We start from the raw sequence: 24486 nt of genomic DNA on the forward strand, positions 1-24486 counted from the left end.
GGTTCGTCATATCCGGACCCACGATATGTTTCGCTTCCTCTTCAGCCGCCTTGGCCTTCTGATTCCGACGTTCTTCGGGGTCACGCTGGTGGCTTTCAGCTTCATTCGGCTTCTGCCGGGCGATCCACTTGATCTTCTCGCCGGCGAGCGGGGGATTGACCCCGAACGCAAGGCGCAGCTGATGGCCCAGATGGGCTTCGACCGCCCGCTTTGGGAACAGTATCTCGACTACCTGCTCAACATTTTCCAGGGCGATCTCGGCACTTCCTTTGCCTCGAAGAAGCCCGTGCTGGACGAATTCCTGACGCTCTTTCCCGCAACGGCGGAACTGGCGCTCTGCGCGATCATCATTGCTGTTTGTCTTGGCATTCCGGCGGGTATCTTTGCTGCGGTCAAGCGCGGCTCGGTTGCCGACCAGGCGATCATGGGCACTGCCCTTGTCGGATATTCCATGCCGATCTTCTGGTGGGGCCTGCTGCTGATCATCCTGTTCTCGGGCATCCTGCAATGGACCCCGGTGTCTGGACGTATTTCGCTCATGTTCTTTTTTCCGCAGGTGACCGGCTTCATGCTGATCGACAGCCTGCTGTCCGGTGAAAAGGGCGCTTTCCTGTCGGCGGTGCGTCACCTGATCCTGCCGTCCGTGGTTCTGGCGACAATCCCGCTGGCCGTGATTGCCCGCCAGACCCGGTCCGCGATGCTGGAGGTTCTTGGCGAAGACTATGTGCGCACGGCGCGCGCCAAGGGTCTGCCGCCTTTCCGCGTCATCGGCTTTCATGCGCTGCGCAATGCTTTGATCCCGGTGATCACCACCATCGGCCTTCAGGTTGGCGTGCTTCTGGCTGGCGCGATCCTGACCGAGACGATCTTCTCCTGGCCGGGCATTGGCAAGTGGCTGGTCGACAGCATTTCACGACGCGACTACTTCGTGGTTCAGGGCGGATTGCTGCTGATCGCGGGCATCATCATGCTGGTCAACCTGATCGTTGATCTGCTCTACGGCCTGATCAATCCGCGCATTCGGCACAATTGAGCCGAGGGACGAGAAAATGACAAAAAACGCCTCGGCCGCAGCGGCCACCCAAGACACGCTGGAACAGGAAAGCCGCAATGCCACCAAGGCGATGCTGCTCGAGTTCTGGTACTATTTTTCCCAAAACAAGGGCGCGGTTCTCGGCCTTGCCGTCTTCGTGCTGCTCGTTCTGGTCGCGCTCTTCGCGCCTCTCGTCGCACCGCATGATCCTGACGTCCAGTATCGCGACAGCTTCCTGGTTCCGCCTGTCTGGCTGGAGGGCGGCAAGGCTGCCTTTCTGCTGGGTACGGATGCGGTCGGACGCGACATCCTTTCGCGTCTGATCTTTGGCGCAAGGTTCTCGCTCTTCATCGGGATCGTCGTCGTGACGATCGCGCTGGTCGGGGGGATCGTCATCGGTCTCGTGGCCGGCTACATGCGCGGCTTCGTCGACACATTCATCATGCGCGTGATGGACATCATCCTCGCGTTTCCGTCCCTGCTTCTGGCGCTGGTTCTTGTTGCCATCCTCGGGCCGGGCCTGATGAATGCCATGATCGCCATCGCCATCGTGTTGCAGCCTCACTTCGTTCGCCTGACCCGCGCGGCGGTTCTGAGCGAAAGATCCCGCGACTATGTGGTTGCGGCCAAGGTTGCCGGCGCCGGTCATTTCCGGCTGATGTTCAAGACCATCTTGCCAAACTGCCTGGCTCCGCTGATCGTTCAGGCGACCCTGTCGTTCTCGAATGCGATCCTTGACGCGGCAGCGCTCGGCTTCCTCGGCATGGGCGCGCAGCCGCCAACGCCCGAGTGGGGCACGATGCTGGCCGAAGCACGTGAGTTCATCCTGCGGGCCTGGTGGGTCGTGACCTTCCCCGGTCTTGCCATCCTGATCACCGTTCTGGCCATCAACCTGGTCGGCGATGGTCTGCGCGATGCGCTCGATCCCAAGCTGAAAAGGAGCTGAGCCCATGCCGCTTCTTGAAATTCGCAACCTGAAGGTTGAGTTCGACACCGCGAAAGGCGCGTTCAAGGCGCTGGATGGGGTCGACTACACGGTCGATGCGGGCGAGGTGCTGTCCATTGTCGGCGAGTCCGGTTCGGGCAAGTCGGTGGCCATGCTCGCGGTGATGGGGCTCTTGCCAGACACGGCGACCATCACGGCAGACGTCATGGAGTTCGAGGGCGGGGACCTTCGGACCCTGTCTTCCAGGGAACGACGGAAGGTCATCGGCAAAGACATCTCGATGATCTTCCAGGAGCCGATCGCGAGCCTCAACCCGTGTTTCACCATCGGCTTCCAACTCGCCGAGACCTTGAAGATCCACACGGACCTGAGCGGCCCTGAGCGCAAGGCACGGGTGCTTGAGTTGATGCGTGCGGTCGGTATTCCGGATCCGGAGGGCCGCGTCAGCGCCTTCCCGCACCAGATGTCCGGTGGCCAATGCCAGCGTGTCATGATCGCCATGGCCATTGCCTGTTCGCCAAAGCTTCTCATTGCCGACGAGCCAACCACTGCGCTTGATGTGACGATCCAGAAGCAGATCCTGGATCTTCTGGTTCAATTGCAGCAGGAGAGCGGTATGGGACTGATCATGATCACCCATGACATGGGTGTGGTCGCCGAGACGGCCGATCGGGTTATCGTTCAATACAAGGGTCGCAAAATGGAAGAGTCGGATGTGCTCTCCCTCTTCGAAAATCCGCAACATACCTACACAAAGGCGCTGCTCTCGGCTTTGCCGGAAAACGCCACGGGTGACCGGTTGCCGACTGTCAGTGATTTTGCCGAAGCGGGAGGTTTCTGATGAGCGACGATGCCATCTTGAAGGTTCGTGATCTCTACCGGACCTATGACATTTCCGGCGGCCTGTTCAAGAAGGCCAGTCAGCTGACCGCGGTCAAAGGTGTCAGCTTCGACGTGGAGCGCGGCTCGACTCTTGCTGTTGTTGGCGAGAGTGGCTGCGGCAAGTCCACGCTTGCCCGCATGCTGACCATGATCGACGCACAGACCTCCGGATCCATCGAGGTCGACGGCCTGCCGATTGATATCTCGAAGACGGGCATTTCCAAGGATATGCGCCAGAAGGTGCAGATCGTCTTCCAGAACCCCTACGGGTCGCTCAATCCACGCCAGAAAATCGGTCACGTACTTGAAGAGCCCCTGCTGCTCAATACGGACATGAGTGCGGCCGAGCGCCGGGACATGGCCCTGGCCATGCTGGAGAAGGTCGGGTTGCAGCCGGAGCACTATGGCCGCTATCCGCACATGTTCTCCGGCGGTCAGCGCCAGCGTGTTGCCATTGCCCGGGCTATCATGCTCAAGCCCAAACTGCTGGTGCTTGACGAGCCGGTATCGGCGCTGGACCTCTCCGTCCAGGCACAGATCCTGAACCTTTTGAAGGACCTTCAGGACGAGATGGGCCTGACCTATGTGTTCATCAGTCATGACCTGTCGGTCGTCCGCTATCTCGCGGACAAGGTGATGGTGATGTATTTCGGCGAGGTCGTGGAATACGGCACCCGGGAGGCGGTTTTCGAGAACCCGCACCACGACTACACGAAGACACTGTTCGCGGCGACGCCCCAGGCGGATGTCGACAGCATTCGCAAGAGGCTGGCGGCAAAGGCTGCCTGACGTCGGAGTTTACAGGTTTGAATGTTTGAAAGCGCGGCTGGTCCGCGCTTTCTTGCTTTGAGGCGCAGCCGCTGCGGAGTCGCTGGTCAATGACACATGCCAAAAATGCGTGTCTTTGTTGGTGTTTACCACTTTCATTTCCCGTTGGGTCAGCCTATCAATTTATGGCGCGGGCCTGGCCGGTCCTTTGGCAAAACCTGAGCGAAGAGTAGCGTCCAATGAAACGAAGCCGATCGACCAGCCTGTTTCTTCTCCCGGCTCTTTTGGTGATGGCTCCGCTGCCTGCGATGGCTGAAGGCGCGGCATCCGAGGGCCAGACGGCGCCTTGGTGGACTGCGCCGGGAGAGACGGACACCACGGCTTTTTCCGCTCTCGTTCTCTTGTTTCTGCTGATATTCGGCGTCTTCCACCTCTATGCGCGCTTCGATCGCTTTGCGGAGAAGCACAACGAGGGGACGCCGCTTCAGACCACCGTTCCGACGCTTCTTATGGTCGCATTTGCCTATGAGATTTTCCCGCCCCTGAGCCATTTCAGCATTCTTCTGCCGCTCTCCCTCATCGCAACCGCGCTTGCGCGCGATCTCATGCTCTGGTTCGAGCCGGTGAAGGAGCACACGCTCAAGGGCGAGATTGAAGGTGTCATGCTGGAGGAACTGCAGCGCGAACATATTGGCGAACATGACCGGTATGGGCAGCGGGTGCGTCCGTCATCGGAGGAAGTCACGCAGGCGCAGCCTGTGACGGTCGAGCCGGAGAGGGAGGTGAAAACGACACCGCCGCCTGGACCTCAGAAGCCAGTTTCACAATCCGGTGGAGTGACCGACAATGATTGAGTTGACCGTTACCTCCATCCCGTTCGTCCTGCGGATCCTTTACCTGCGTTGGCGCGGTATGCCGATCACGCTTTACAACGTGCACATGGCGCTCTTCGCCTGGCTTGCGCTTGCCTTCGTGGTCTTCTTCACGGTCTTTTATTACTATCCGAAATCCTACACGGGCTTTGTCCCTTTCCGCACCGTGCCGGTTGTCAGTGAGAACGGCGGCACAGTGACCCGGATTGCGGTCGACAACGGAACGCGCGTGGAGCCGGGTCAGCTTCTCTTCACCGTCAGCGATGCGACGGAACAAGCGGCGGTCAGAACGGCCGAACTCAAGCTGGCCGAGATCGAAAAATCCTTCGATCTGGCTGAGGCGCAGGTCCGTTCCGCTCAGGCCTCTCTGGACCGGGAGAACGCGTCGCTCCGCCAGGCCATTGAAGTCTATAATGATCAGGAAGAACTGCGCCGGCGCGACTCTGCCGCCTACACCGCCACACGCTACGAGGCCGCTGTTGCGGACAAGGCGACTGGTGAGGCCAAGGTTGCACAGGCACAGGCCTTCCTTGATGAGGCAAACCTGCAGCTGCAGGAAGTTCTCCCCGCCCAGCGTGAAAGCGCCAATGCGGCCTTGGAGCAGGCACAGGTCGAACTTGATAAGACCGTCGTGCGGTCGGAAGTCAGTGGCATGATTGATCAGCTGACCCTGCATGTCGGTGCGCGTGCGTCCCAAATCGCAACCAGCCCGGCGATGCTCATCATTCCCGACCGGGACGAGGCACATCCCAAGCGTGTCTTCGCCGGCTTCTCCCAGGTTGCCCGTTCGGTGCTTTATGTCGGCATGCCGGCCGAGGTGGCATGCGACACCAATTTCAACGTTGGCATGGTCGACGCGGTGCTGCCCGCGCGGATCCTTGCCATCCAGCCCGAGATTGCAGCAGGGCAGGTCACGGCCACGGGTCGATTGCTTGAGCCGTCACAGTTCTCAGCGCGGGGCGAGGTCGCCGTGCTCTTCGAGATGGTTTATCCGGAGCACAAGGAGCTTCTGGTCAACGGCAGTGGCTGTATCGTTCAGACCTATGATCGCAATCTGCCTCATGGCGTCTTCGGTCATATCCTGGGCGGGCTCGGGATCATCAAGGCCTGGGGCCTTCGGATCAAGGTCTGGATTGCCCTTGTGACCGGTGTTGGCCTTGCCGGCGGTGGTCACTAAGGGCCGCCTCAAAGATCACTTCCATTTGGGGTCTGCTCGCGAAAGCGACGCGTTTCTGAAACGCGGCAGCCCCCAATTGCGCTGAGGCTTGCCGACTGGTGAAGCCGCGCATTTTGTCTTCCTGAGAAACGTTTGGTGGTGGGGTCAAGGCCGTGGCCGACAGATCCCATTCTGCCTGATTTAATGCAGCTTAGCCTTTGACCCATATCGGCCGCCCACGGTTGGATTCCGGCTTGCAATCGTTTATATTTCGATTATTCTCGAACTATGGAAAAAGAAGTTGCTCTCGATGCTTTGGCAGCCCTTGGTCAGGAAACCCGCCTCGACGTCTTTCGCCTGTTGGTGAAGGCCGGACAAGAAGGCATGACTGCGGGCTCCATATCTGATGCGCTCGGCGTCTTGCCCAATACCCTGTCGACCCACCTGGGTGTTCTGTCGCGGTCTGGACTTGTGCAGGCCAGCCGCGACGGACGCTCGATCACGTACCGTGCGGAGCTGTCCTGCATGCAATTGCTTGTCACATATCTGCTTCAAGATTGCTGCGGCGGCAATCCAGAGCTCTGCGCGCCGCTCTTGAACATCATGACGTGTGAGCCTTCCTCCTCCGGCTCGCCCGATTGAACTCCCTTTTCCGCCACGTGAGGCTTCGATTTCCAAATGCGTAATGTTCTCTTTGTCTGTACGGCGAACTCCGCCCGATCTGTCCTGGGCGAAGGCCTGCTTCGTCATCTTGCCGGCGATCGCTACCAGTCGTTTTCAGCCGGTTCCACGCCCCGTGGCACGGTCAATCCGGATGCGCTGGAGTGTCTTGCCCGTCACGGGATCTCCGCAGAAGGCTTCCGCTCCAAGAGCTGGGACGAGTTTTCCGGCCCGGACACGCCGGCGATGGACCTCATTGTCACCGTTTGCGACAACGCCGCCGGCGAAGCCTGTCCGATCTGGCCGGGGCACCCGTTGGTCGCGCATTGGGGCATTGCCGATCCGGCGAGTGAAAAGGACGACGACGCCGAACGGGCTGCGGACTTCGATCTTGCCTATGAGCGCATGAAGCGCCGGATCGAGGCGTTTCTTGCCCTTCCCGACACTGTCTTTGATGCCCCCGATGCCAAGGCGCAGCTCAGCGCCATCGGCAATCTGAATGACTAACTCACCCCTTTAAATTCACTCCGCACCTGGGGTGAACTCGTGTTTAGGAGACTGAATTATGGCTTCCGTGGATGAAACGCCTCTCGGCGTGTTTGAGCGCTACCTCTCGGTCTGGGTGGCGCTGTGCATTGCCGCAGGCGTGATACTCGGGCTTGTTGCTCCGGGATTGTTCTCGGTTATTGCCGGTCTTGAATATGCGAACGTCAACATCGTCGTCGCGGTCTTCATCTGGTTGATGATCTACCCGATGATGGTCAACGTCGATTTCGCCTCGCTGAAGGATGTTGGCAGGAAGCCGAAAGGTCTCTGCATCACGCTGGTGGTGAACTGGCTGATCAAGCCCTTCACCATGGCGGCACTCGGGATCTTGTTCTTTGAATACCTGTTCGTTGACCTGGTCAGCCCGCAGGATGCCAAGGAATATATCGCCGGGATGATCCTGCTTGGCGTTGCCCCCTGTACCGCCATGGTTTTCGTCTGGAGCCAGCTGGTCCGCGGCGATGCCAACTACACCTTGGTGCAGGTTTCCATCAACGACATCATCATGGTGTTTGCCTTCGCCCCGATCGCCGCTCTTCTGCTCGGCGTGACCAACATCATCGTGCCCTGGGAAACGCTGCTCCTGTCGGTGATCCTGTACGTGATCATTCCGTTGGCTGCGGGCTATGTCACCCGAAAGATGCTCGATGGGACGGACAACGAGGAACGCATTGCCGAGTTTACCGCCAAGGTGAAGCCGTTCTCGGTGATGGGGCTTCTGGCCACGGTGGTTCTGCTGTTCGGTTTCCAGGCACAGACCATTGTCGACAAGCCGATGGTGATTGTTCTGATTGCCATCCCCCTGCTTTTGCAGAGCTACGGCATCTTCGCCATCACCTATGCCTGGGCCTACTTGTGGCGGGTGCCCTTTGCGACCGCAGCTCCGGCGGCCTTTATCGGCACGTCGAATTTCTTCGAGCTGGCCGTTGCCGTTGCGATCAGCCTCTTTGGCCTCAACTCGGGCGCGGCGCTGGCAACAGTTGTCGGTGTCCTGGTTGAAGTGCCGGTCATGCTGTCGCTGGTGGCGTTTGCCAACCGGACACGCCACTGGTTCCCTGAGCCGGCGTCCGCTTAAGTCCTGGAGCCCTGGAAGCTTTTGCTTTCAGGGCTCAGTCTATGCTGGCGACGAGAGCGGCTGCCTGCCGGCGCAGGTGCTGCATCAATTCCTCGGCTTTTTCCAAGGCGATCTTTTCGTCGCCTGATTCAATCGCCTTCATCAGCTCGACGTGGTTCCAGGCGGCCGGGTTAAGGTCAGCTTCGCCGAGGTATCTGAACCAGAAGCGACGGCTGAGTGTTTGCAGCGGGCCGACCGCCTTGGCGGCAAACGGGTTGCAGGACGCGGTGGCGACGATCTCGTCGAATTTCTTGTCCAGGCGCAGGAAATCCGCGACATCCGCTTCGGCTGCGGCGGAGCGCATGTCGTCCGCGCAGCTTCGCAATGCGTCCCGCTCTGCACGGCTAGCGAGGCGCGATGATGCGCCTGCCAACAGGACCTCAAGGCCGTGCCGGGCCTCCATGACCCTGGCGAAATCGGCCGGATTGATCTCCGCAATCACAATCCCGAGCCTTGGGCGGATTGTGATCAGGCCCTCCCAGCTGAGCCTTTGAAGCGCCTCGCGGATCGGCGTCCTGCCCATTCCGAATTCTTCCGTCAGCCGGCTTTCGGTGACGGCCTCGCCCGGCTTGAGCTTCAGCGTGACGATGTCTTCTTCCAGGCGTCGATAGGCGGTGTCGGTCAGACTGTCTTTTTCGTTCGCCATCTTGTCTTGCCTCCCGCATCTGGCGCGTCGTTCCGCTGCAACACGGATTTTTCACCTGATGCATCACTGATATATCAGAGATTGACAAAAGGAAAGCGGAGGCGCAGTCTTGCCTTTCGATAGGGTTCAATTTCAGGGGTGCCCCCAATGTGGACGGGCGTTTTTCCGGCTGTCGCGATGAAGTTCACAGACGACGACGCGCTCGATGTCGCCGAACTGGAGCGCCTTGACGCAGTTATCAAATCCGCCCTTGCAAATCGCGCTGAATTGCCAACTCTCTAAGATCATGACAACACCTCACGTTCATATCCTCGGGGCCGGGATCATAGGCCTTACGACTGCTGCGGTTCTGGTGGAGCGCGGCTGCAAGGTTACCATTCTCGACCGGGAAGGTCCGGCAGCAGGTGCAAGCCAGGGCAACGCCGGTGGCATCGCCTGGACCGATGTCGCTCCCCTTGCCTCGCCGGGTGTTTGGAAGCAGGCGATCTCCTGGCTTGCCGATCCTCTCGGGCCGCTATCCGTGCGACCCTCCTACAGTCTCAAGATCCTGCCGTGGATGGTGCGGTTCCTGGCCGCCTCCACAAAGGCCCGCGTGCGGGAAAGCAGGGAAGCGCTTGCCGTCTTGAGAGCCGACGCCCTTCCTGCTTGGGAACGCGTGTGGAAGCTGACCGGAACCCACAATCAGGTCCGTTACAGCGGATGTCTCGAGGTCTTTGACAATGAAGCCCAGTTCCGCAACAGCTTGAGTTCCTGGGCCGAGCAAAGAGACTATGGCATCGAGGTGCGCGAGCTTTCCGGGGATGAAATCCGGGACCGTGAGCCGGAGCTTTCGCCAACTGTCGTGGGTGGTGCCTTTGTTCCCGGCTGGGCGCAGATGGATGATCCCAAGAAGCTCTGCCTTTCAATTGCCGATTGGCTCGTTGCACAGGGCGTTTCTTTCGAAGTCGCCGATGTTCAGCGGGTTGAGGCAACCAATGAAGGCGCCGCTCTGACCCTGGCGGATGGTTCGAGGCTCAGTTGCGGGAAGCTGGTGATTGCCTGTGGTGCCTGGTCCCGGAAATTGACATCCCAGCTTGGCGATCCTGTGCCGCTTGATACGGAGCGCGGCTATAACATCACTGTGCCGGAGCCGGGCGTGTCGCTCAGCAATTTCGTCATGCTGCGCGGCCACGGGTTTGTTATGTCACCGCTGGAAACGGGCCTGAGGATTGGCGGCGCCGTTGAATTTGGCGGTTTGGAACTCCCACCGAACTGGCAACGGGTCGACGCGATGATTGCCAAGGCAAAGACCATTTGTCCTGGGCTCGATGCCAGTTCCGGCAAGCGCTGGATGGGATACCGCCCGTCACTGCCGGACAGCCTGCCGGTGATCGGAAGATCTTCGGCGAGCGAGCATATCGTCTATGGCTTCGGGCATGCCCACCACGGGCTGACAGAGGCTGCAACGACCGGCCAACAGTTGACCGCACTCTTGCTCGGCGAGACACCTTCCCTTGATCTCGCACCGTTCCGTGCGACCCGTTTCTGACAAGAGGACCACCCATGGCCCGCCATACGTTCTTCTGCATCGACGGACACACCTGCGGCAATCCGGTTCGTCTGGTTGCGGGTGGGGCGCCGCAGCTGCCGATGGACTCCATGTTCGAACGGCGTCAGTCCTTTGTGCGCGACTATGACTGGATCCGCACCGGCTTGATGTTCGAGCCGCGGGGCCACGACATGATGTCCGGCTCAGTCCTCTATCCGCCGTCAAGCGATGCCTATGATGTCGGTGTGCTTTACATCGAAACCAGTGGCTGTCTGCCCATGTGCGGTCACGGCACCATCGGAACGGTCACGATGGCGCTTGAGGAAGGCTTGCTGGTGCCGAAAACGCCTGGTCAGGCGCGGCTTGAAACGCCCGCCGGTCTGGTGCTCGCCGACTACACGATGGACGGCGAATATGTATCTTCAGTCAGGCTGACCAACGTTCCCTCGTTCCTGGCAGCAGAAGGCTTGGAGATCGAGTGCCCCGAGTTCGGCCCACTGGTGTGCGATGTGGCTTATGGCGGCAATTTCTATGCGATCTTCGAACCGCAGAAGAACTTTTCCGGTGTCGGATCCGTTGCCGTCGATCAACTGGTGGCGGTCAGCCCAAGGCTTCGGGATGCGCTGAATGAAGCCTTTGATATTCGCCATCCGGACAACCCGGAGATCAAAGGTATCTCCCATATTCAATGGACCGGGCCGGCTGAAGACCCGAAAGCTGATGCCCGCAACGCGGTCTTTTACGGCGACAAGGCCATCGACCGCAGCCCTTGCGGCACAGGCACGTCCGCGCGCATGGCGCAGCTATTTGCCAAGGGCAAGCTCAAGGTTGGCGATCGCTTCGTGCATGAAAGCGTTATCGGGTCGTTGTTTACGGGCGGAGTGAAAGCTGACGTTCTCGTCGGCACAAAACGGGGCATCATTCCGACCATCGAAGGCTGGGCGGTGAAGACCGGCACCAGCACCATCACTCTGGATGAACGCGACCCTTACATGGCCGGCTTCTCGGTCACCGGTACCGGCGTCAAACGCTATCCGAGACCGTGACGGGTGCTGCCAGTTCGTCTGACCGCGCACCCGTCTTAGCCATCACTGACACGCGGGAGCGCCAAGGTGATTGTTTCCCGCAACTGCATTCACATTGATGATTTGATCGGAGCCGCGGGCAAGGAAACAGTAGCTATCGTTGCCAACGACCTGAAAAAAGCAGGAGGCACCTCCTGTTGGTATCTCGATGTTTACTGCCGCTGTGATGGCAAAAACTGTCGCCGTTGCGGCTCTTGTCGCGGCGCTGTTCGGATTTTTCCGGAACAAGATCCCTGTGTTTGGCGCGGCGACGGGGATCGCGGAGAATTGCCTGCAGTCTGCACTGAACGGCAGGTCTACGGCCTGGGCCGGGCTGGCGGTCACGAAGGTGAAAGCTGCGATGGCAGGCAGGCCGAAGCGACGCAGGTTGTTCGTGAAACGGGTCATGGCATAAACTCCTTTTATGGGCGGTGTCCTCTCAAGGACGCCGTGCGACGTTGAATGTGAGGTTGCGTTCCAGGCGCCGTTGAAAAACGGGGCAAATACTGGGCGCTATGAGAATGCTCCTCGACGTTCGCCTTATTGGGCGGTCTGGATGTTGAATGTTTTCAGCAATCCCGCCTTTGCCAGATCGATGATGTCACCGCTCTTTTTGAGGCTGGCAACGAAGTCCTCGGCACTCGCGATTTGCATGTGAGCCAGATGGTATCCCGTCCAGGTCAGTTGCAGACCCAACGAACGGACCTTGTGTTGCTCAAAGCCATGGCCGCTCTCAGTGACAGCAGACAAAGTCACATCGCATTTGACATAGTTGAGGCTTGGCGCACTCTTATCGGTGGCATTGACGGCGACCAGCAGGATCGACGCGTCCAGGGTGTCTTGCGGTTCAAGGTCCACTAGACGCTTGGACAAGGCAGTTTCGAAGATTTTCTCGAAGCTGCCGCCGAAACCCTCACGCAAATCGAGTGTTTTTAAAGTCAGGGCTTCTGCCTTGCGAGCGATCTCTGGGGTCAGTGTCTCCGGCAAGTCGAGTGTGTCAGTGCTTGTGTTGGTTGACGTGTTAACAAGCGTCAATGCGGGCAGAGCTTCCAAGGATTCGAGAAGTCCTGAAGGTTGTTTGTTTGCGGCCATTGGCTTCAAATGAGCCGCAATGATTCCAAGATAGCTTCGAAGCACGGCAAGGACCTTGGGGTTGCATTCGGATGCTCCCTTTGGCGTAAACTCAATGAAAACGGGTACCAGTGAATGGGACATGACGCCTCCCGTAGATCTTGATGGTTGACGGGAGCCGACCGGGGTGACCGGTCGGCAATGAGTATCGTCGCTAGCTCTTCTTTGCGACGTCGTGACCGAAGAAGTTCTTGGCCTTTTCGACGTCGTCTTTGGTGCTGCCGGTGATGACGTCGTCCCAAGCCTTTTTGTTGTCTTTCTGGGCTGGGTTGGACATGCTCGCCCAGTTGAGCAACAGCGTTCCTTTTTGATATTTGAAATCAAAATCAAACACTTCGGCCGAGGCGCAGGTCGAATAGACCGTCTTTTCCTTTTCGGTGAAGTGAATGAAATAGTACTCTGCGAGCGTCATCAGCTCCCAGTTGCCGGCGGAGTTCTGAACTGGTTGGTATCCAAAGGAAAGATGATAGGTATTCATCTCTTTCGACTTGGACTTCACCCCTGCGCGAATTTGATCGCCCATGCTGGTCAGAAAGTTTGTAAAGGCAGGCGCAATTGCCGCGCCAGCAGCCCATGCGACCATGCTGGTCAGGAAACTTGTCGCAATTTCAACGCCTTTGAAATGCTCTTCATAGTGGTAACTGGTAATGTCCGTCGGCGTGTAAAATTCCGCCGGCAGAACGCTCAAAGGGGCCTGCCAATTGTTGGGGTCGGCCCACTTGTCGGGTTGACGCTGGAAATTATTCGACATCCAGGCCGTGACCAGGCCCAGCCCTGACTGCAGATAGTACTGCTGCTGGGTCAAGAGGGTCTGGAAGGCCTTCTTGTCCGCGGCTGAAACGCTATCGGGCAGCGTGCCGTTGAACTGCATCACCGACCCAGTGGTGTTCCCATCGGCTTGAAACAGTTCTGGCGTTTTTGTGGGGGCGGCGACCAGTTCTTCGGCCTTGAGCGGTCCGGCTGGGCCAGCAAAAAATTTGCCTGCTTTTTCAATCTGAGCTTGAAGTTGGGCTGACATGGTAACTCCTCCTAAAGTTGCTGATGGCGTCCCTTGCCTGTAAGGGTCGAACAACCATAGGCGGCAGCAGATCTGGCGGCTGTTCCCCGGGGAACAGGTGCATAAATTAGTTCCGTAGGGTCAGGTGTCAGTCGGGGACGAGAAGCGTCCGAGGGTTTCAGGGCTTGTGATCCTGATCTGCCCAGCCTCAATCCGGATTGCACCAGCTTCTTTGAACACCTGAAGATGACCATTCACTTTCGGCCGAGTTGCATTGGTGAGCTGTGCCAGTCGCTCCTGCGTGAAATACGTCGGGTAGAAGAGCATGAGCTTTGCGTCATCAAGAAAGAGGCTCAACAAGAGGCGGGCCAATCTTGCGCGGAGCGAATACAAGGCAATAACTTCGATGGTCTCAATCGCTTGCCGATACGCATCGAACATTCCCTGGTGTAAGGCCGCGTTGAACGGTGCCTCATCAAGGATCATGCGAAGCGTTGAATTCGGGACTTGAAGAACGGTGGCGTTGGTTTCTGCAATATGGTCGGCAGGCGACACCGTGCCTTCCAAAATACTGCCCAAGCCCACGAAATCTCGATCGGTGCACATTTTCAAGATCACCTCGCGCCCGCTCCAGGACGTCAGAGAGACTTTGACAAGACCGGCGGTGATGAGCATGAGCGAGCTTTGTGCTGCGCCCTTTCTCAAGAGAGGGGTGCCCTGTTTGAAACGGCGTGTTGTCGCGCGTGACGCGACGAAGCTTTGCACCGTTGAATCAAGCTTACAAAAGAGGCTGCACTGCGAAACGATTTCCAAGCGTTCGCCTTCGTCCACGGTACACTCCAGATACAACCGTAGCTTTTACTTGGTCATCGTTTGAGCCCGCTCAAGCATCGAGAAAGCTGAAAAGTAGATTTATCTGATCATGACAACTTTAATTATATTATAATGGAGCAATGTTTCCTAATGGCAATGGCGTGAATAGGAGAGATTGATACCTGAAGGTCTCGTTTTACATGCGGATGTTCTGAATATCCGGGGCAGGTCACATTGAATAAGTTAATGCATTAATTGCGACTTTATGAGAGGTGACCATTTTTTGGCGGTGGCAATTTTCCAACCGCGCATTCTCCGTTCGAATGGCTGAGTGGGTTCATCTTCGGTTCATCCGCGCTATCGTACGAAGGATTTTGTGACTTCGAGCCCGCTTGCCCCCAGGGCATTGGGTATTGCTAATTTTCTTGGGTGGACTTGTTTATGCGACTTTCTTCAATTTTTTCAGCCTGTGTGCTTCTGGCTCTTTCCTCTTCTGCCTATGCGTCGCCGGACGTTGATTTCCCGCAACCGGGCTATTCCTATGGCGGCAAGGTCCGCAGCGGTCCGGGCATGCAGTATCGACAGACCGGTAGCCTGCAGGAAGGCAACAGGATCAACATCCTCAATGGCACCGGCGTGATGATGAACGGCTACGAGTGGTTCGAAATCCGCTACCGCAATGGCCGGACCGGCTACCAGTGGGGCGGGATCATGTGCTCGCAGAACCATTATCCGACCATCTTCAGGGTTTGCGACGGGCCTAAGCTGAAGGTGCAAGGGTCTCCCAAAGTCCAACCGCCGGTCGCGCCAGCCGGTCAGCCCGGTGTGAATGGATATGACGCAGCGAAAGTCCTTCATCCAGGCGGCAGCTTCACGGCCGTTGGCAGCGGCCAGTGGCAGGAAGCCGATGCAAACGGACGGGTCAATTTCTATTTCCAGGAACAGTCCCGGGACGAATGGTCCGTGTATCTGTTCGATGCCTCCCGCAACGTCTCACTGCAACTCGACCTGCATCGCCGGCAGGTGTTTTACGGTGTTGGCAATGCGGCCAAAACGGTGCTGTACCCGATCACGGGTTCTTATGCTCAAGGCCGGTCCACGACCCCGCCGGCTCGCTCAAACACGGTTCATTATACCTGTGAGGAAGGTCTGCCCTTGACGGTGACCTATGTTGAAAGCGGCAGGGCGCATATGCTGTTCACCATCGACGGCTCTCCGGAAAAGCGGCTTGACGTGGCTGTCTCCGGGTCCGGGTCACGCTACACGAATGGAAGCTACACGCTTTACAGCAAGGGCAATACCGCCATTCTGGAGCATCCCAGCGGTCTCGACAAATGCGTCGCACGCTAATTCTGGCGCTCTCTGGCTGATATCATCGGACGCTGCTGTCCCTTCTGCGGCGTCCGAACAATCACTTTGTGGAGCGGCGTAGTGGTTCTACGCCCAGGTCGGCCTGAAGGTGTTCCGTCATGTTGGTCGCCGTCATGGGCTTTGCGCAGTAGAAGCCCTGAATTTCGTCACAGCCCATGTCTCTCACCTTTGCTTCAAGCTCTGCGTTCTCAATGCCTTCAGCCACGATGCTGACCTTCATCAGCTTGCACATGGCGATCATCATCTTGACGATGGGTTCGCTGCGCGGCAGGTCCCTGATCAGGCTCCGGTCGATCTTGACGCAATCGGCAGCCATGTCGTTCAGACGCGAAAAGTTCGAGTAACCCGTGCCGAAGTCATCGATGGCGATCTTCACGCCGAGTTTGCGCAACGCTTTCAGATTCTGGTGAACCGTCTTGTCACCCTCGACCAGAAGGGTCTCCGTCATTTCCAGCTCAAGTCCGGAACTGTCGCAGCCAAACTCCTGGAGCGCGTCTTGAACCTGTTCGGCGAAATCGAAACTGCTGAGCTGACGCTGTGACACATTGACCGACACAAAGATCTCGATCCCCTGACTGCGCCAGCTTTTCTGTTGCTTCAGCGCATCGCGCAGAATCAATAGCCCCAGATCGTTGATCAGCCCGGTCTTTTCACAAAGCCCGATGAAGGCGTCGGGCATAATGAGCCCACGCTTGGGATGGTTCCAGCGGGCGAGCGCTTCCACGGCGACAATGCGGTTCGTCGCCAGGTCAACGCGCGGCTGATAATAGGCCACGAAATCGTTTCTCTTCAGACCTTCGCGGATGTCCGTCAGGGTCTCAAGCTCGGTTTCCTGATCCTGCTTCATGCGGGCGTCGAAATGGCGATAACGGTTTCGCCCTGCTGCCTTCGCCTGGTACATGGCCAGGTCCGCGTTCTTCATCAGTTCCTGCGCCGTTTCGCCGTCCTGCGGCCAGCGCGCGATTCCAATGCTTGGCGTCACTGAAAGCTTGCGGCCATCATGACGGACAGGAAGAGACAGGGCGTCCAGAATCTTGCCGGCGATGTTGCAAAGCTGCTGAGGGTCGTCTTCGGGAACAGTGGCAAGCAGCAGGAACTCGTCACCGCCGAGTCGGACGACTTTGTCGGTGCCTTCGCAGATCGCGCGCAGACGCTTGGCAACGCGTATCAGCATTGTGTCGCCATGGCTGTGGCCGAGCGTGTCGTTGATTGCCTTGAACTGATCCAGATCGATGAAAAAGACACCGACGATGTGGCCGTCTGCTTCGGCCTGGGCCGTCATCTGCTGGTGGAGGATCGGCAGATGGATCCGATTGGGCAGGCCTGTCAGCGGATCGGTATAGGCTTGAGATTTTGCCCGTGCCTCGGCTTCCTTGAGGTCGCTGACATCGGTCTCGCTGACGTGGATCGACGGCGCGCCCGACACGGGGTCGTGGCACGTGCGCGCGGTCACCTCATGCCAGCGTTCGCCCTTGGTGGTGGCGACCTTGGTGATGATGCTGATCTGCCCATCCGTCCGCAGCGCTTTCAGGAGCTTGTCGAAATCGCGTTTGCGAACGAAACGGCTGTGGAGATGGGCGTTTTGGGCATCGAAGGCCGCGCGTGCGGCCGGATTGAGATACAGCGCCTCGCCGTCCTCATGATGCAACGAGATCATAAGCTGGGTGTGGAGCAGGGCATCCGAACTGCGGATGGACTCCGGTTGCTCCACGACCTCGTCATGGCCCTCGCACAGCATGGCCATTCTGCCATCGTCTAGTTCGATGCCGACGTAACGCACCCTGAGCGACTTCGGCACGCCTTGCGGATACAGCGTCCAGACCTCGGAAAAGGCTGCATCATGCTCGATGAAGTCAGCCTGAAACTGCTTCACGCGCTGGGAGACGGAGGGCGACATGTCGGCCTTCAGGTTCCTGGCTTGCAGCTCCCCAAGGTCGGTTGCGTCCCAGACCGCCAGCGCTGCCTGGTTCGCCCAGACCACACGGCTTTCATCGATGTCGAAAACCCAGATCGCGGCCTCAAGACGGTTGAGGATCGCGCTCTTGTCGGTCACATCCGAAAGCGTCACCGCGTCGCCATTCTCCCCGCGAGAGACCTTTGCAACTGAGCGGTTCACCAGTGATGTCTCCGGGCTCTGCGCCAACCATTTTCCGTTTCGGCCAAGGCTCAAAACTCCGTCAGAAAGCAGAAACAGTTGGGAGCGTCTGGATGCTGCATTTCAGGCTGAATATCGTTTAAGGACCAGACCTTAGAGGCAGATCGTTTAAAGAATCTTCCCAAGGGGAAATTTCGGCGATTTTGATTGCCGCAGCGGAGCGACCAAACGAACAGCACCAATCCCGCCGCAGGATGTCTCCCCGGCGTTTTGGTTGGTTTCAATTTCCCGTCAGAAACGGGATGGCAGGCGCTCCGGACTTGCCGGGAGCGATTGGAAAGGTGGGAGGTGACAAGGCCGTCGCGCCTGCCCAGGTTCCGTGTCCCAAATGACTGAACTTGCGCCTTTCTCTTTTCTGCGCCCCGGAAGTAGAGCGTCCTCCGGTTTGCCAGATACGAGACGCGCCTGAGATCTGCCGCGTCACTCCCCGCTGCAGGTTCAAGCTGCCAGTCACCGGATAGGGGCTGGTCCGTTACACCAGACCTCATCCTCGAAACCCGGTCCCCACCACCGCGAACGGACGGTCCGCACTCGGCCCCGTGATGGCAGGAACGGGAGTGATCATACGACAGGTTGGGCGAGGGAGGATAAGTTCCTGCTATTCATAGGCAGTGGGTGTGTTTTCAATATCTTAGGAAATGCCTATCCCCATCCGCATGAGGGATAAGGTCTGCCCCACCCCCTCTTTGCCTTCCCTGCGAAGGCAGGGATCGAGTAATCGCCGGCGCTTCTGCACGAGCTGTGAGGTCCCGGCGTACTGGATCCCGGATCTCCGCGTTGCTCGTCCGGGAAGGCGTGGGGAGAGAGGCAAGGCTGGACCACACCCACTGGCGTCATCCTCGGGCGTGTCCCGAGGATCCACTCTTCCTGTGTCTGCCGCGAACCTTCCTGGATTGCCGGGACAAGCCCGACAATGACGAGGGAGAGGTTTGTTTTCAGCCGCGAGGTCCTGCCTCCACCACTGCCGTCATCCCCGCCTTGTGCGGGGATCTATTGGCTTCCGAAGCCCCAAGGTCAAAGCAGAGAATGCGCGGCAGTTTCTCGCCCACTCACGAACCTTCCGCTGGCTGCTTTGTGGATTGGATCCCCGCACAAGGCGGGGATGACCGGCGGTGGTTCGGTGAATGTATTGCGCTAGAGGGTCATTTCCGGCCAACACACCCTCTGCCGTCATTGCAGGACTTGATCCTGCAATCCACGCCGTTACATGTCTTCAAATCGAAGTGGTTCAGCGGGGCAAGGTCGAGCCATGGCATGACGGAGTGGATGAGGGGCGTTGCCTTGGCCATGGTGTCATTCGGAGGGCTAGTGGTTTCAGTGAATGCCGCGCCCACAGTGCCTTCCCTGCGCATGCAGGCATCTAGTAATCGCAGGCGGTGCGCTAGGAACCATAGGGTCTCGGCGTACTGGGTCCCGGACCTTCGCTGCGCTCGTCCGGGAAGGCGGGAGCGAGGGGCAAGGCTGGACCACACCCACCGTCGTCCTGTTGCTTCCGTCATCGGAGAACAGAGCGAAGCGAAACGCCACCAAACTCACTGGCGTCATCCTCGGGCGTGTCCCGAGGATCCACTCTCCAGGTCTTCGCGGTGATGCTCTTTGGATTGCCGGGACACGCCCGATAAGGACGAAGCTGAGGTGAGCGTGCATTCGCCGTAGCCACTTGCGGCAAATCACGTTATGCACGGGAACACCAGAACGAAACGGGAAACACTGCATGGCCTGGTCGCCGGAACAGGAAAAGGCGTTGAGTGAAACAGCTGCCTGGCTGAAGCGCGGGGACCGGCAGGTTTTTCGCCTGTTCGGCTTTGCCGGTACGGGCAAGACGACGCTGGCGCGGCATCTGGCCGAGGGCATCGACGGGGACGTTTGCTTCGGCGCTTTCACCGGCAAGGCGGCGCATGTGCTCCGGCAAAAGGGCTGCGAGGACGCAGGCACCATCCATTCCATGATCTACCGGCCGCGCTCTTCCAAAGAGGAAGAGGAGACGGATGACGACGCGGATGATACGGGGCCGCAGTTTGCGATCAAGCGGGACAGCGCGGCGGCGAGTGCCAAGCTGATTGTCATCGATGAATGCTCCATGGTGGACGAGGACCTGGGCAAGGACCTTCTATCCTTTGGAACGCCGGTTCTGGTGCTGGGCGATCCGGCGCAGCTGCCGCCAGTCAAGGGCGGTGGCTATTTCACCGAGGCCGAGCCGGATGTGATGCTGACGGAAGTACATCGTCAGGCCCAGGACAATCCGATCGTGCGCATGTCCATGGATATTCGCGAGGGCGGAAAGCTGGACTATGGCGAGTATGGCGAAAGCCGCGTCATTCACCGGCGGGACATCGACAAGGACCAGATTCTGGGCGCCGATCAGGTGCTCGTCGGCACAAACAAGACGCGGCGGCTTTACAATGGCCGGATCCGCGAATTGAAAGATTTTTCGACGCCGATGCCTGCGGTTGGCGACAAGCTGGTCTGCTTGCGCAACGACAAGACCAAGGGGCTGCTCAATGGCGGCCTGTGGTCGGTGAAGCGTCTGCGCCCGCCGCGCGGCAACACCCTGCGCTTTGACGTCGTGCCGGAAGATGAGGCCGGAAAGACAACCGTCAAGGTGCGCGTGCTGCCGGCAATGTTCGAAGATGGCGCGGAAGCCATTCCCTATGCGATCCGGCGCAAGGCGGATGAGTTCGACTATGGCTATGCGCTGACCGTTCACAAGGCGCAGGGCTCACAGTGGGATGACGTGGTGCTCTTTGATGAAAGCTGGGCCTTCCGCGAACACAAGGACCGGTGGCTTTACACGGCGGTGACCCGAGCGGCCGAACGCATCACTGTTGTGCGCTAGGCTGCGATGACACGGTGGGGGACCGCCTAGTCCTCAGGCAGGGCGGAAAGCGCAACTTCGACCATTGCATCTAGCTCGGACAGGGGAAGCCCGGAACGGGCCATCGCACCGATCGCAGCAGATTGTCCGGTGAAAAAATTGGCCAGCGCGAGCGTGTCGGCCCCCTTGGAGAGCTCTCCGTCTGCTTTTGCGTGGTCCAGCCTTTCAAGGTAAGCGTCACGCCGCTTGGCATTCATCTGCGCCAGATATTCGCTGATGCGATCTTTTTCCCTCGAGCATTCAAAGGTGCTGTTGATGACAAAGCAGCCCATGGGCAGCCCGCTGCCCTTGAGCGAATGCATCATTCCAGACAGGGATTGGCGCAGTGCCTCCTTTAGGGGTGTTGAGGGTGAAAGCAATTTCTCCAGCATCGGGCTGACGACCGTCTCGTCGTAGTGCTCGAGTGCCTTCTGGAAGATCTGTTCCTTGTCTCCCAGGTTTGCGTAGAGCCCAGGTTTGGCCATCCCGGTGGCCTTCACCAAATCGGCCATTGAGGTGCGTTCAAAGCCCTTGTCCCAATAGAGCTGCATGGCTGACTCCAGCGCGGTGTCAGGATCAATTTTTCTAGGGCGGCCTCTGGTCATCCTGGTTTCCAGTTTTGATCTTCAATTATTATACTGATCGGTATTTTATTCTCTTGAAATCCGAATTCAAGGCCCTTAATTAAATACCGAACGGTACTAATTTAAGTGGCCGACGTATTGAGGATCGGGTTTATGAGCAAGATTGAAGGAAAGACGGCCCTGGTAACCGGGGCCAATCGCGGGATTGGCAAGGTTTTCGTAAAAGAGCTGCTCGACCGCGGCGTCGCCAAGGTCTATGCGGCTGCGCGCAAGCCGGAGAGCCTTGAAGACCTGGCTGCTGAAAGCGGAGGGCGGGTTGTCGCAATCAAGCTGGACGTCACCAGCGCGGAGGATGTGGCAGCCGCTGCTGCGCACACGGATGTGTCCCTCCTGATCAACAATGCCGGCACTGCCGCATTTTCCGGGTTCGTCAACGCCGATGCCATCGCGCAGGGCCGCTCGGAAATGGACACCAACTATTTCGGCACGCTTAGAGTGTCACAGGCCTTTGCCCCGGCGTTGAAGGCCAATGGCGGCGGTGCGATCATCAACCTCGGATCGATCGCGTCCTTGGTCAATTTCCCGGTTCTTGGCACCTATAGCGCCTCCAAGGCGGCGGTCCATTCGCTGACCCAGGGCCTCAGGGCGGAACTCGCTGGTCAGGGCACAACGGTGGTTGGCGTCTATCCCGGACCGGTCGACACCGACATGGCGGAAAAGCTTGACGCCGACAAGACGGCGCCGCTGGAGGTCGTCCGGCAGATCTTTGATGCCCTGGAAAAGGGAGAAGAAAGCGTGTTCCCGGATCCAACATCTGTCCAGCTTTACGGCCAGTTGGTGGCGGAGCCGGATGCCACGGCAAAGTTCGTCGGCGCGTCCTATCTGCCGGCCTGACCATTCCAAGGCGGTCTTCGGGAGCGTGTCTGCTGAGACGCTCCCGCTTTCGCCGGCCTCATATGAAATACACCGAGACCTGCGCGGTACGAGCGCGGCAGTTGGCGGCGATATATTGAATTTCATTTGCACTGAATTGGAGTCCGGCATGGGCTAGGGTGGGGTGCTGCCTGACAGTGGGCCTGCCGAACTGCGAGACTGAACTGATGCCATCTGATATCCGCTTGCTCGTCCGTGCCGATGACGCTGGCTCAAGCCTGTCTTCCAACTTCGGATGCCTTCAGGCCTGCGCCGAGGGCATCGCTCGCAGCGTTGAGGTCATGATGCCCTGTTCATGGGTCACGCATGCCGCAAGCCTTTTCAACGCGCGGCCAGAGATTGATGTCGGCATTCATCTAACCCTGACGAGCGAATGGGATGCGGTGAAATGGCGGCCCCTGACGTCTGCAAAAAGTCTTACAGACGAGCATGGGAACTTCCTTCCGCTCGGGTTGCCCCGAGAGCATGATCGCAGACGGTGTCTGGCAGAAGCGGACTGGTCGCTTGATGAGATTGCGAGCGAATTCAGGGCTCAGGTCTCGCTTGGTGTTGCCATGTTTCGCGGTGCCTCACACGTCAGTTCACACATGCTGAAACACTTCAAAGACCTTGATCCAAAGATCGGTGAAGTGATCGCAGACATTTGCGATGATTTTGGCCTGGCAGACGATGCGTTTGGAAACGGATTGCCCAGGATCGAGGGCTATCCGAAGCATCCAAGAGATGCGGAGAGCCGGATTGCGTCCTTCAAACAGCAGGCCTCCACGTTGTCGCCGGGAACATATATTTTCATCGACCATCCTGCGATCGAAACGGCGGAACTCGCAGCGACCGGACACGTGGGGTATGAGGACGTTGCAGCCGACCGCGTTTCCTGTCTGCAGACGCTGACAAGTGATGCATTGAAGCAGCATCTCGATGACATCGGCGTCGAGCTGATCAGCTACACAGACCTTTAGCGCAACGGCTGCGTCATAACGTCAATCGACCACTTCAGCCATGCCGCTTGGCAAACAGAAAGCTTGGGTTGTTTTTCGAGTGCAAGCGAACAGGCAGTTCGCCAATATCGTCTGGCCAGCCTGACACCGAAGGGAACGTCGCATGCCGCTGAACCGAATAACGCTTTATGTGCGAGACGTTGAGGAAAGCGCGCGGTTTTACGCCAAGCACTTCGGCTTTGAGGTCTTTCGTGAGGAAGGTGACCGCATTGTTGAACTGACGCATCCGGACGGCGGGGCCAGCCTGATGCTGCATCCTGCCGCCAAGTCCCAGAAGATGGGGCAGGTGCTGGTGAAGCTGGTCTTTGACGTTGAGGACGTCGTCGCCTTTTGCGCTGTCCGCGCGCAGGAGGGGCTGAGCTTTGGCTCACTGCACAAGGGGGAAGACTACGTCTTTGCCAATGCGAAAGACCCGGACAAGAATTCCATTTCGGTTTCCAGCCGGGCCTTTCGGCATTTGCGTAAGTCCGATTAAACCACTGTCACCCGGTAGCCCAAGCGCGGGAAGTGGACATGAAGATCGCCGCATTCGGGGTCGTTGCGGTGGATTGTGACCGTGTCGGTGCTGGCACCGGCAATGGTGCCTTCGACCGGCTGTTCGCCGCCATCCACGTCAGGTGAGATCACCACGGCCATGCCTTTCTCGAGGCCCTGCGGGTCGTTGGTGATCGCTGCATCAATCGCTTTTGGGGTAGAGGTTTTCGCGCGCTCATTGGCCTCTTCGGCGGAGAGTTCACTCATGGCGCCGTGGCCAAGGTCGGTCACGTTCTTCTCCCAGCGTTCCAGATCCGGGAATTCGGCAAGAACGGCGGGCCCGCCGGCAAAACGGCCGCGCAGGAACCAGACCACATGGAAGAACTGAGCGTCGATGGCACCGGGCGCATCGCCCGTCAGGAATGCCCGTCCGTCTGACAGCTGGCCGTTCAGCCAGGACAGCTGGGTCCGCATTTGGGCGACCAGATGCGGCAGGTCGGCATTGGCAGCCTTCAGGCCTTCGACCCAATCGGCGCCGAGATAAAGCCGTCCGCGGTCTTGCGCAAAATCTGCCGGCAGGGCGTCGCCTGCCGACCCCAGCACGATCTTGACCACGAGATCGAACAAGGCGCCATCAGTCCAGCGGCTCAGAGACCACATCAGTCCGGCGTCATTGGCCGGGAAGAAGGAGGGTGCCGGGTGCCGGTTCTCGATTTCACGCAGGATGGCCTGGCTGTCGCAATAGATGTCTGCGCCGATCTGCATCACCGGCGTGCGGCGATAGCCGCCGGTCAGCTTGATGAGCATCGGCTTGGGCGGCAGGCGCGGGATCTCGACCGAGGCCCACGGCAGCTTCTTAATGCCCAGCCCGACCCGCACCTTTTCGGCAACGGGCGACTGAGGGTAATTGTGTAAAATGATTTCGTTTGCGAGATCGGTCATCTGATCCTCCCGGGAATAT

General features: G+C 58.6%; 25 protein-coding genes. 17 read left to right on the forward strand and 8 right to left on the reverse strand.

All coding sequences use genetic code 11. The annotated features are described in order from the left end of the window. Positions 1 to 25: 25 nt before the first annotated feature. The 9 genes from IG617_RS11505 to arsB all read left to right on the forward strand — a co-directional run bounded on the left by IG617_RS11505 (position 26) and on the right by arsB (position 7938). Positions 26 to 1033, forward strand: a complete 1008-nt coding sequence (locus IG617_RS11505; protein WP_192109641.1) for an ABC transporter permease subunit — start codon at positions 26 to 28, stop codon at positions 1031 to 1033. A 91-nt stretch (positions 1034 to 1124) separates the two neighbouring features. Then, positions 1125 to 1979 carry an ABC transporter permease subunit gene (locus tag IG617_RS11510; protein WP_192109642.1) on the forward strand — a complete coding sequence of 285 codons (855 nt, stop codon included), beginning with the start codon at positions 1125 to 1127 and terminating at the stop codon, positions 1977 to 1979. 4 nt (positions 1980 to 1983) lie between these two features. Next, the gene (locus IG617_RS11515; RefSeq protein WP_192109357.1) at positions 1984 to 2820 is read left to right on the forward strand and encodes an ABC transporter ATP-binding protein; all 837 of its coding nucleotides are present in this window, start codon (positions 1984 to 1986) and stop codon (positions 2818 to 2820) included. Beyond that, the gene (locus IG617_RS11520; RefSeq protein WP_153771970.1) at positions 2820 to 3650 is read left to right on the forward strand and encodes a dipeptide ABC transporter ATP-binding protein; all 831 of its coding nucleotides are present in this window, start codon (positions 2820 to 2822) and stop codon (positions 3648 to 3650) included. Before IG617_RS11515 ends, IG617_RS11520 begins: the two co-directional genes overlap by 1 nt. Before the next feature lie 218 nt (positions 3651 to 3868). Beyond that, positions 3869 to 4483: a hypothetical protein gene (locus tag IG617_RS11525; protein ID WP_192109358.1), complete on the forward strand. Its 615-nt coding sequence runs from the start codon at positions 3869 to 3871 to the stop codon at positions 4481 to 4483. Further along, positions 4476 to 5678 carry an HlyD family secretion protein gene (locus IG617_RS11530; RefSeq protein WP_192109359.1) on the forward strand — a complete coding sequence of 401 codons (1203 nt, stop codon included), beginning with the start codon at positions 4476 to 4478 and terminating at the stop codon, positions 5676 to 5678. Before IG617_RS11525 ends, IG617_RS11530 begins: the two co-directional genes overlap by 8 nt. A gap of 267 nt (positions 5679 to 5945) precedes the next feature. Next, positions 5946 to 6299: an ArsR/SmtB family transcription factor gene (locus IG617_RS11535; RefSeq protein ID WP_192109360.1), complete on the forward strand. Its 354-nt coding sequence runs from the start codon at positions 5946 to 5948 to the stop codon at positions 6297 to 6299. A gap of 36 nt (positions 6300 to 6335) precedes the next feature. After that, entirely contained in the window at positions 6336 to 6824 is a 489-nt protein-coding gene (locus IG617_RS11540) for an arsenate reductase ArsC (RefSeq protein ID WP_192109361.1), read from the forward strand. 58 nt (positions 6825 to 6882) lie between these two features. Further along, on the forward strand, positions 6883 to 7938 hold the full coding sequence (gene arsB / locus IG617_RS11545; RefSeq protein ID WP_192109362.1) for an ACR3 family arsenite efflux transporter: 1056 nt from the start codon (positions 6883 to 6885) through the stop codon (positions 7936 to 7938). A gap of 34 nt (positions 7939 to 7972) precedes the next feature. On the opposite strand, the gene IG617_RS11550 is transcribed toward arsB, so the two are convergent. Beyond that, positions 7973 to 8623, reverse strand: a complete 651-nt coding sequence (locus IG617_RS11550; protein WP_192109363.1) for a GntR family transcriptional regulator — start codon at positions 8621 to 8623, stop codon at positions 7973 to 7975. A 147-nt stretch (positions 8624 to 8770) separates the two neighbouring features. Between IG617_RS11550 and IG617_RS21805 the strand changes: the two genes are divergently transcribed. The 3 genes from IG617_RS21805 to IG617_RS11560 are packed head-to-tail and all read left to right on the forward strand — an operon-like array spanning position 8771 to position 11197. Then, a complete protein-coding gene (locus IG617_RS21805; protein WP_276529821.1) occupies positions 8771 to 8905 on the forward strand; it encodes a hypothetical protein in 135 nt (44 codons plus the stop codon). A gap of 4 nt (positions 8906 to 8909) precedes the next feature. Further along, complete coding sequence (locus IG617_RS11555; protein ID WP_192109364.1) at positions 8910 to 10151, forward strand: NAD(P)/FAD-dependent oxidoreductase; 1242 nt, start codon at positions 8910 to 8912, stop codon at positions 10149 to 10151. Positions 10152 to 10165: 14 nt separating this feature from the next. Next, positions 10166 to 11197 (forward strand): 4-hydroxyproline epimerase, encoded by a 1032-nt coding sequence (locus tag IG617_RS11560; RefSeq protein WP_192109365.1) that lies wholly within the window; start codon positions 10166 to 10168, stop codon positions 11195 to 11197. A 42-nt stretch (positions 11198 to 11239) separates the two neighbouring features. Here the strand turns inward: IG617_RS11560 and IG617_RS11565 are convergent, their stop codons facing one another. From IG617_RS11565 to IG617_RS11580, 4 genes are all read right to left on the reverse strand, one after another. Then, positions 11240 to 11623: a hypothetical protein gene (locus IG617_RS11565; protein ID WP_192109366.1), complete on the reverse strand. Its 384-nt coding sequence runs from the start codon at positions 11621 to 11623 to the stop codon at positions 11240 to 11242. 132 nt (positions 11624 to 11755) lie between these two features. Next, positions 11756 to 12430, reverse strand: coding sequence for a hypothetical protein (locus IG617_RS11570; RefSeq protein ID WP_192109367.1), 675 nt, complete (start codon positions 12428 to 12430; stop codon positions 11756 to 11758). A gap of 70 nt (positions 12431 to 12500) precedes the next feature. Then, entirely contained in the window at positions 12501 to 13418 is a 918-nt protein-coding gene (locus IG617_RS11575; protein ID WP_192109368.1) for a hypothetical protein, read from the reverse strand. A 66-nt stretch (positions 13419 to 13484) separates the two neighbouring features. Continuing rightward, the gene (locus tag IG617_RS11580) at positions 13485 to 14174 is read right to left on the reverse strand and encodes a cyclic nucleotide-binding domain-containing protein (protein WP_192109369.1); all 690 of its coding nucleotides are present in this window, start codon (positions 14172 to 14174) and stop codon (positions 13485 to 13487) included. Positions 14175 to 14597: 423 nt separating this feature from the next. Here IG617_RS11580 and IG617_RS11585 point away from each other — a divergent pair, with 423 nt between their 5' ends. After that, complete coding sequence (locus IG617_RS11585; RefSeq protein ID WP_192109370.1) at positions 14598 to 15506, forward strand: MliC family protein; 909 nt, start codon at positions 14598 to 14600, stop codon at positions 15504 to 15506. Between the two features lie 61 nt (positions 15507 to 15567). Here IG617_RS11585 and IG617_RS11590 read toward each other — a convergent pair whose 3' ends face one another. Beyond that, the gene (locus IG617_RS11590) at positions 15568 to 17643 is read right to left on the reverse strand and encodes an EAL domain-containing protein (RefSeq protein WP_192109371.1); all 2076 of its coding nucleotides are present in this window, start codon (positions 17641 to 17643) and stop codon (positions 15568 to 15570) included. A 1753-nt stretch (positions 17644 to 19396) separates the two neighbouring features. Between IG617_RS11590 and IG617_RS11595 the strand changes: the two genes are divergently transcribed. Beyond that, entirely contained in the window at positions 19397 to 20518 is a 1122-nt protein-coding gene (locus tag IG617_RS11595; RefSeq protein ID WP_192109372.1) for an ATP-dependent DNA helicase, read from the forward strand. 26 nt (positions 20519 to 20544) lie between these two features. Here IG617_RS11595 and IG617_RS11600 read toward each other — a convergent pair whose 3' ends face one another. Then, entirely contained in the window at positions 20545 to 21087 is a 543-nt protein-coding gene (locus tag IG617_RS11600; RefSeq protein ID WP_192109373.1) for a TetR/AcrR family transcriptional regulator, read from the reverse strand. Positions 21088 to 21273: 186 nt separating this feature from the next. Here IG617_RS11600 and IG617_RS11605 point away from each other — a divergent pair, with 186 nt between their 5' ends. The 3 genes from IG617_RS11605 to IG617_RS11615 all read left to right on the forward strand — a co-directional run bounded on the left by IG617_RS11605 (position 21274) and on the right by IG617_RS11615 (position 23526). Beyond that, positions 21274 to 22014: an SDR family oxidoreductase gene (locus IG617_RS11605; protein WP_192109374.1), complete on the forward strand. Its 741-nt coding sequence runs from the start codon at positions 21274 to 21276 to the stop codon at positions 22012 to 22014. 206 nt (positions 22015 to 22220) lie between these two features. After that, positions 22221 to 23012 (forward strand): ChbG/HpnK family deacetylase, encoded by a 792-nt coding sequence (locus IG617_RS11610; protein ID WP_192109375.1) that lies wholly within the window; start codon positions 22221 to 22223, stop codon positions 23010 to 23012. A 142-nt stretch (positions 23013 to 23154) separates the two neighbouring features. Beyond that, a complete protein-coding gene (locus IG617_RS11615) occupies positions 23155 to 23526 on the forward strand; it encodes a VOC family protein (protein ID WP_192109376.1) in 372 nt (123 codons plus the stop codon). Here IG617_RS11615 and IG617_RS11620 read toward each other — a convergent pair. Next, positions 23523 to 24467 carry a glutathione S-transferase family protein gene (locus IG617_RS11620; protein WP_192109377.1) on the reverse strand — a complete coding sequence of 315 codons (945 nt, stop codon included), beginning with the start codon at positions 24465 to 24467 and terminating at the stop codon, positions 23523 to 23525. The genes IG617_RS11615 and IG617_RS11620 overlap by 4 nt on opposite strands. Positions 24468 to 24486: the final 19 nt, after the last annotated feature.

It is taken from the genome of Roseibium polysiphoniae, assembly GCF_014842925.1.
Taxonomy (GTDB): domain Bacteria; phylum Pseudomonadota; class Alphaproteobacteria; order Rhizobiales; family Stappiaceae; genus Roseibium; species Roseibium polysiphoniae.

Excerpts from the sequence above, each read along its gene's own strand:
- IG617_RS11600 (WP_192109373.1), bottom strand. The coding sequence starts at position 21,087 with ATGCAGCTCTATTGGGACAAGGGCTTTGAACGCACCTCAATGGCCGAT.
- IG617_RS11510 (WP_192109642.1), top strand. The coding sequence starts at position 1,125 with ATGCTGCTCGAGTTCTGGTACTATTTTTCCCAAAACAAGGGCGCGGTT.
- IG617_RS11565 (WP_192109366.1), bottom strand. The coding sequence starts at position 11,623 with ATGACCCGTTTCACGAACAACCTGCGTCGCTTCGGCCTGCCTGCCATC.
- IG617_RS11540 (WP_192109361.1), top strand. The coding sequence starts at position 6,336 with ATGCGTAATGTTCTCTTTGTCTGTACGGCGAACTCCGCCCGATCTGTC.
- IG617_RS11505 (WP_192109641.1), top strand. The coding sequence starts at position 26 with ATGTTTCGCTTCCTCTTCAGCCGCCTTGGCCTTCTGATTCCGACGTTC.
- IG617_RS11585 (WP_192109370.1), top strand. The coding sequence starts at position 14,598 with ATGCGACTTTCTTCAATTTTTTCAGCCTGTGTGCTTCTGGCTCTTTCC.
- IG617_RS11515 (WP_192109357.1), top strand. The coding sequence starts at position 1,984 with ATGCCGCTTCTTGAAATTCGCAACCTGAAGGTTGAGTTCGACACCGCG.
- IG617_RS11525 (WP_192109358.1), top strand. The coding sequence starts at position 3,869 with ATGAAACGAAGCCGATCGACCAGCCTGTTTCTTCTCCCGGCTCTTTTG.
- IG617_RS11530 (WP_192109359.1), top strand. The coding sequence starts at position 4,476 with ATGATTGAGTTGACCGTTACCTCCATCCCGTTCGTCCTGCGGATCCTT.
- IG617_RS21805 (WP_276529821.1), top strand. The coding sequence starts at position 8,771 with ATGTGGACGGGCGTTTTTCCGGCTGTCGCGATGAAGTTCACAGACGAC.
- IG617_RS11550 (WP_192109363.1), bottom strand. The coding sequence starts at position 8,623 with ATGGCGAACGAAAAAGACAGTCTGACCGACACCGCCTATCGACGCCTG.
- IG617_RS11605 (WP_192109374.1), top strand. The coding sequence starts at position 21,274 with ATGAGCAAGATTGAAGGAAAGACGGCCCTGGTAACCGGGGCCAATCGC.
- IG617_RS11610 (WP_192109375.1), top strand. The coding sequence starts at position 22,221 with ATGCCATCTGATATCCGCTTGCTCGTCCGTGCCGATGACGCTGGCTCA.
- IG617_RS11555 (WP_192109364.1), top strand. The coding sequence starts at position 8,910 with ATGACAACACCTCACGTTCATATCCTCGGGGCCGGGATCATAGGCCTT.
- IG617_RS11520 (WP_153771970.1), top strand. The coding sequence starts at position 2,820 with ATGAGCGACGATGCCATCTTGAAGGTTCGTGATCTCTACCGGACCTAT.
- IG617_RS11560 (WP_192109365.1), top strand. The coding sequence starts at position 10,166 with ATGGCCCGCCATACGTTCTTCTGCATCGACGGACACACCTGCGGCAAT.
- IG617_RS11595 (WP_192109372.1), top strand. The coding sequence starts at position 19,397 with ATGGCCTGGTCGCCGGAACAGGAAAAGGCGTTGAGTGAAACAGCTGCC.
- IG617_RS11620 (WP_192109377.1), bottom strand. The coding sequence starts at position 24,467 with ATGACCGATCTCGCAAACGAAATCATTTTACACAATTACCCTCAGTCG.
- IG617_RS11615 (WP_192109376.1), top strand. The coding sequence starts at position 23,155 with ATGCCGCTGAACCGAATAACGCTTTATGTGCGAGACGTTGAGGAAAGC.
- IG617_RS11535 (WP_192109360.1), top strand. The coding sequence starts at position 5,946 with ATGGAAAAAGAAGTTGCTCTCGATGCTTTGGCAGCCCTTGGTCAGGAA.
- IG617_RS11570 (WP_192109367.1), bottom strand. The coding sequence starts at position 12,430 with ATGTCCCATTCACTGGTACCCGTTTTCATTGAGTTTACGCCAAAGGGA.
- arsB (WP_192109362.1), top strand. The coding sequence starts at position 6,883 with ATGGCTTCCGTGGATGAAACGCCTCTCGGCGTGTTTGAGCGCTACCTC.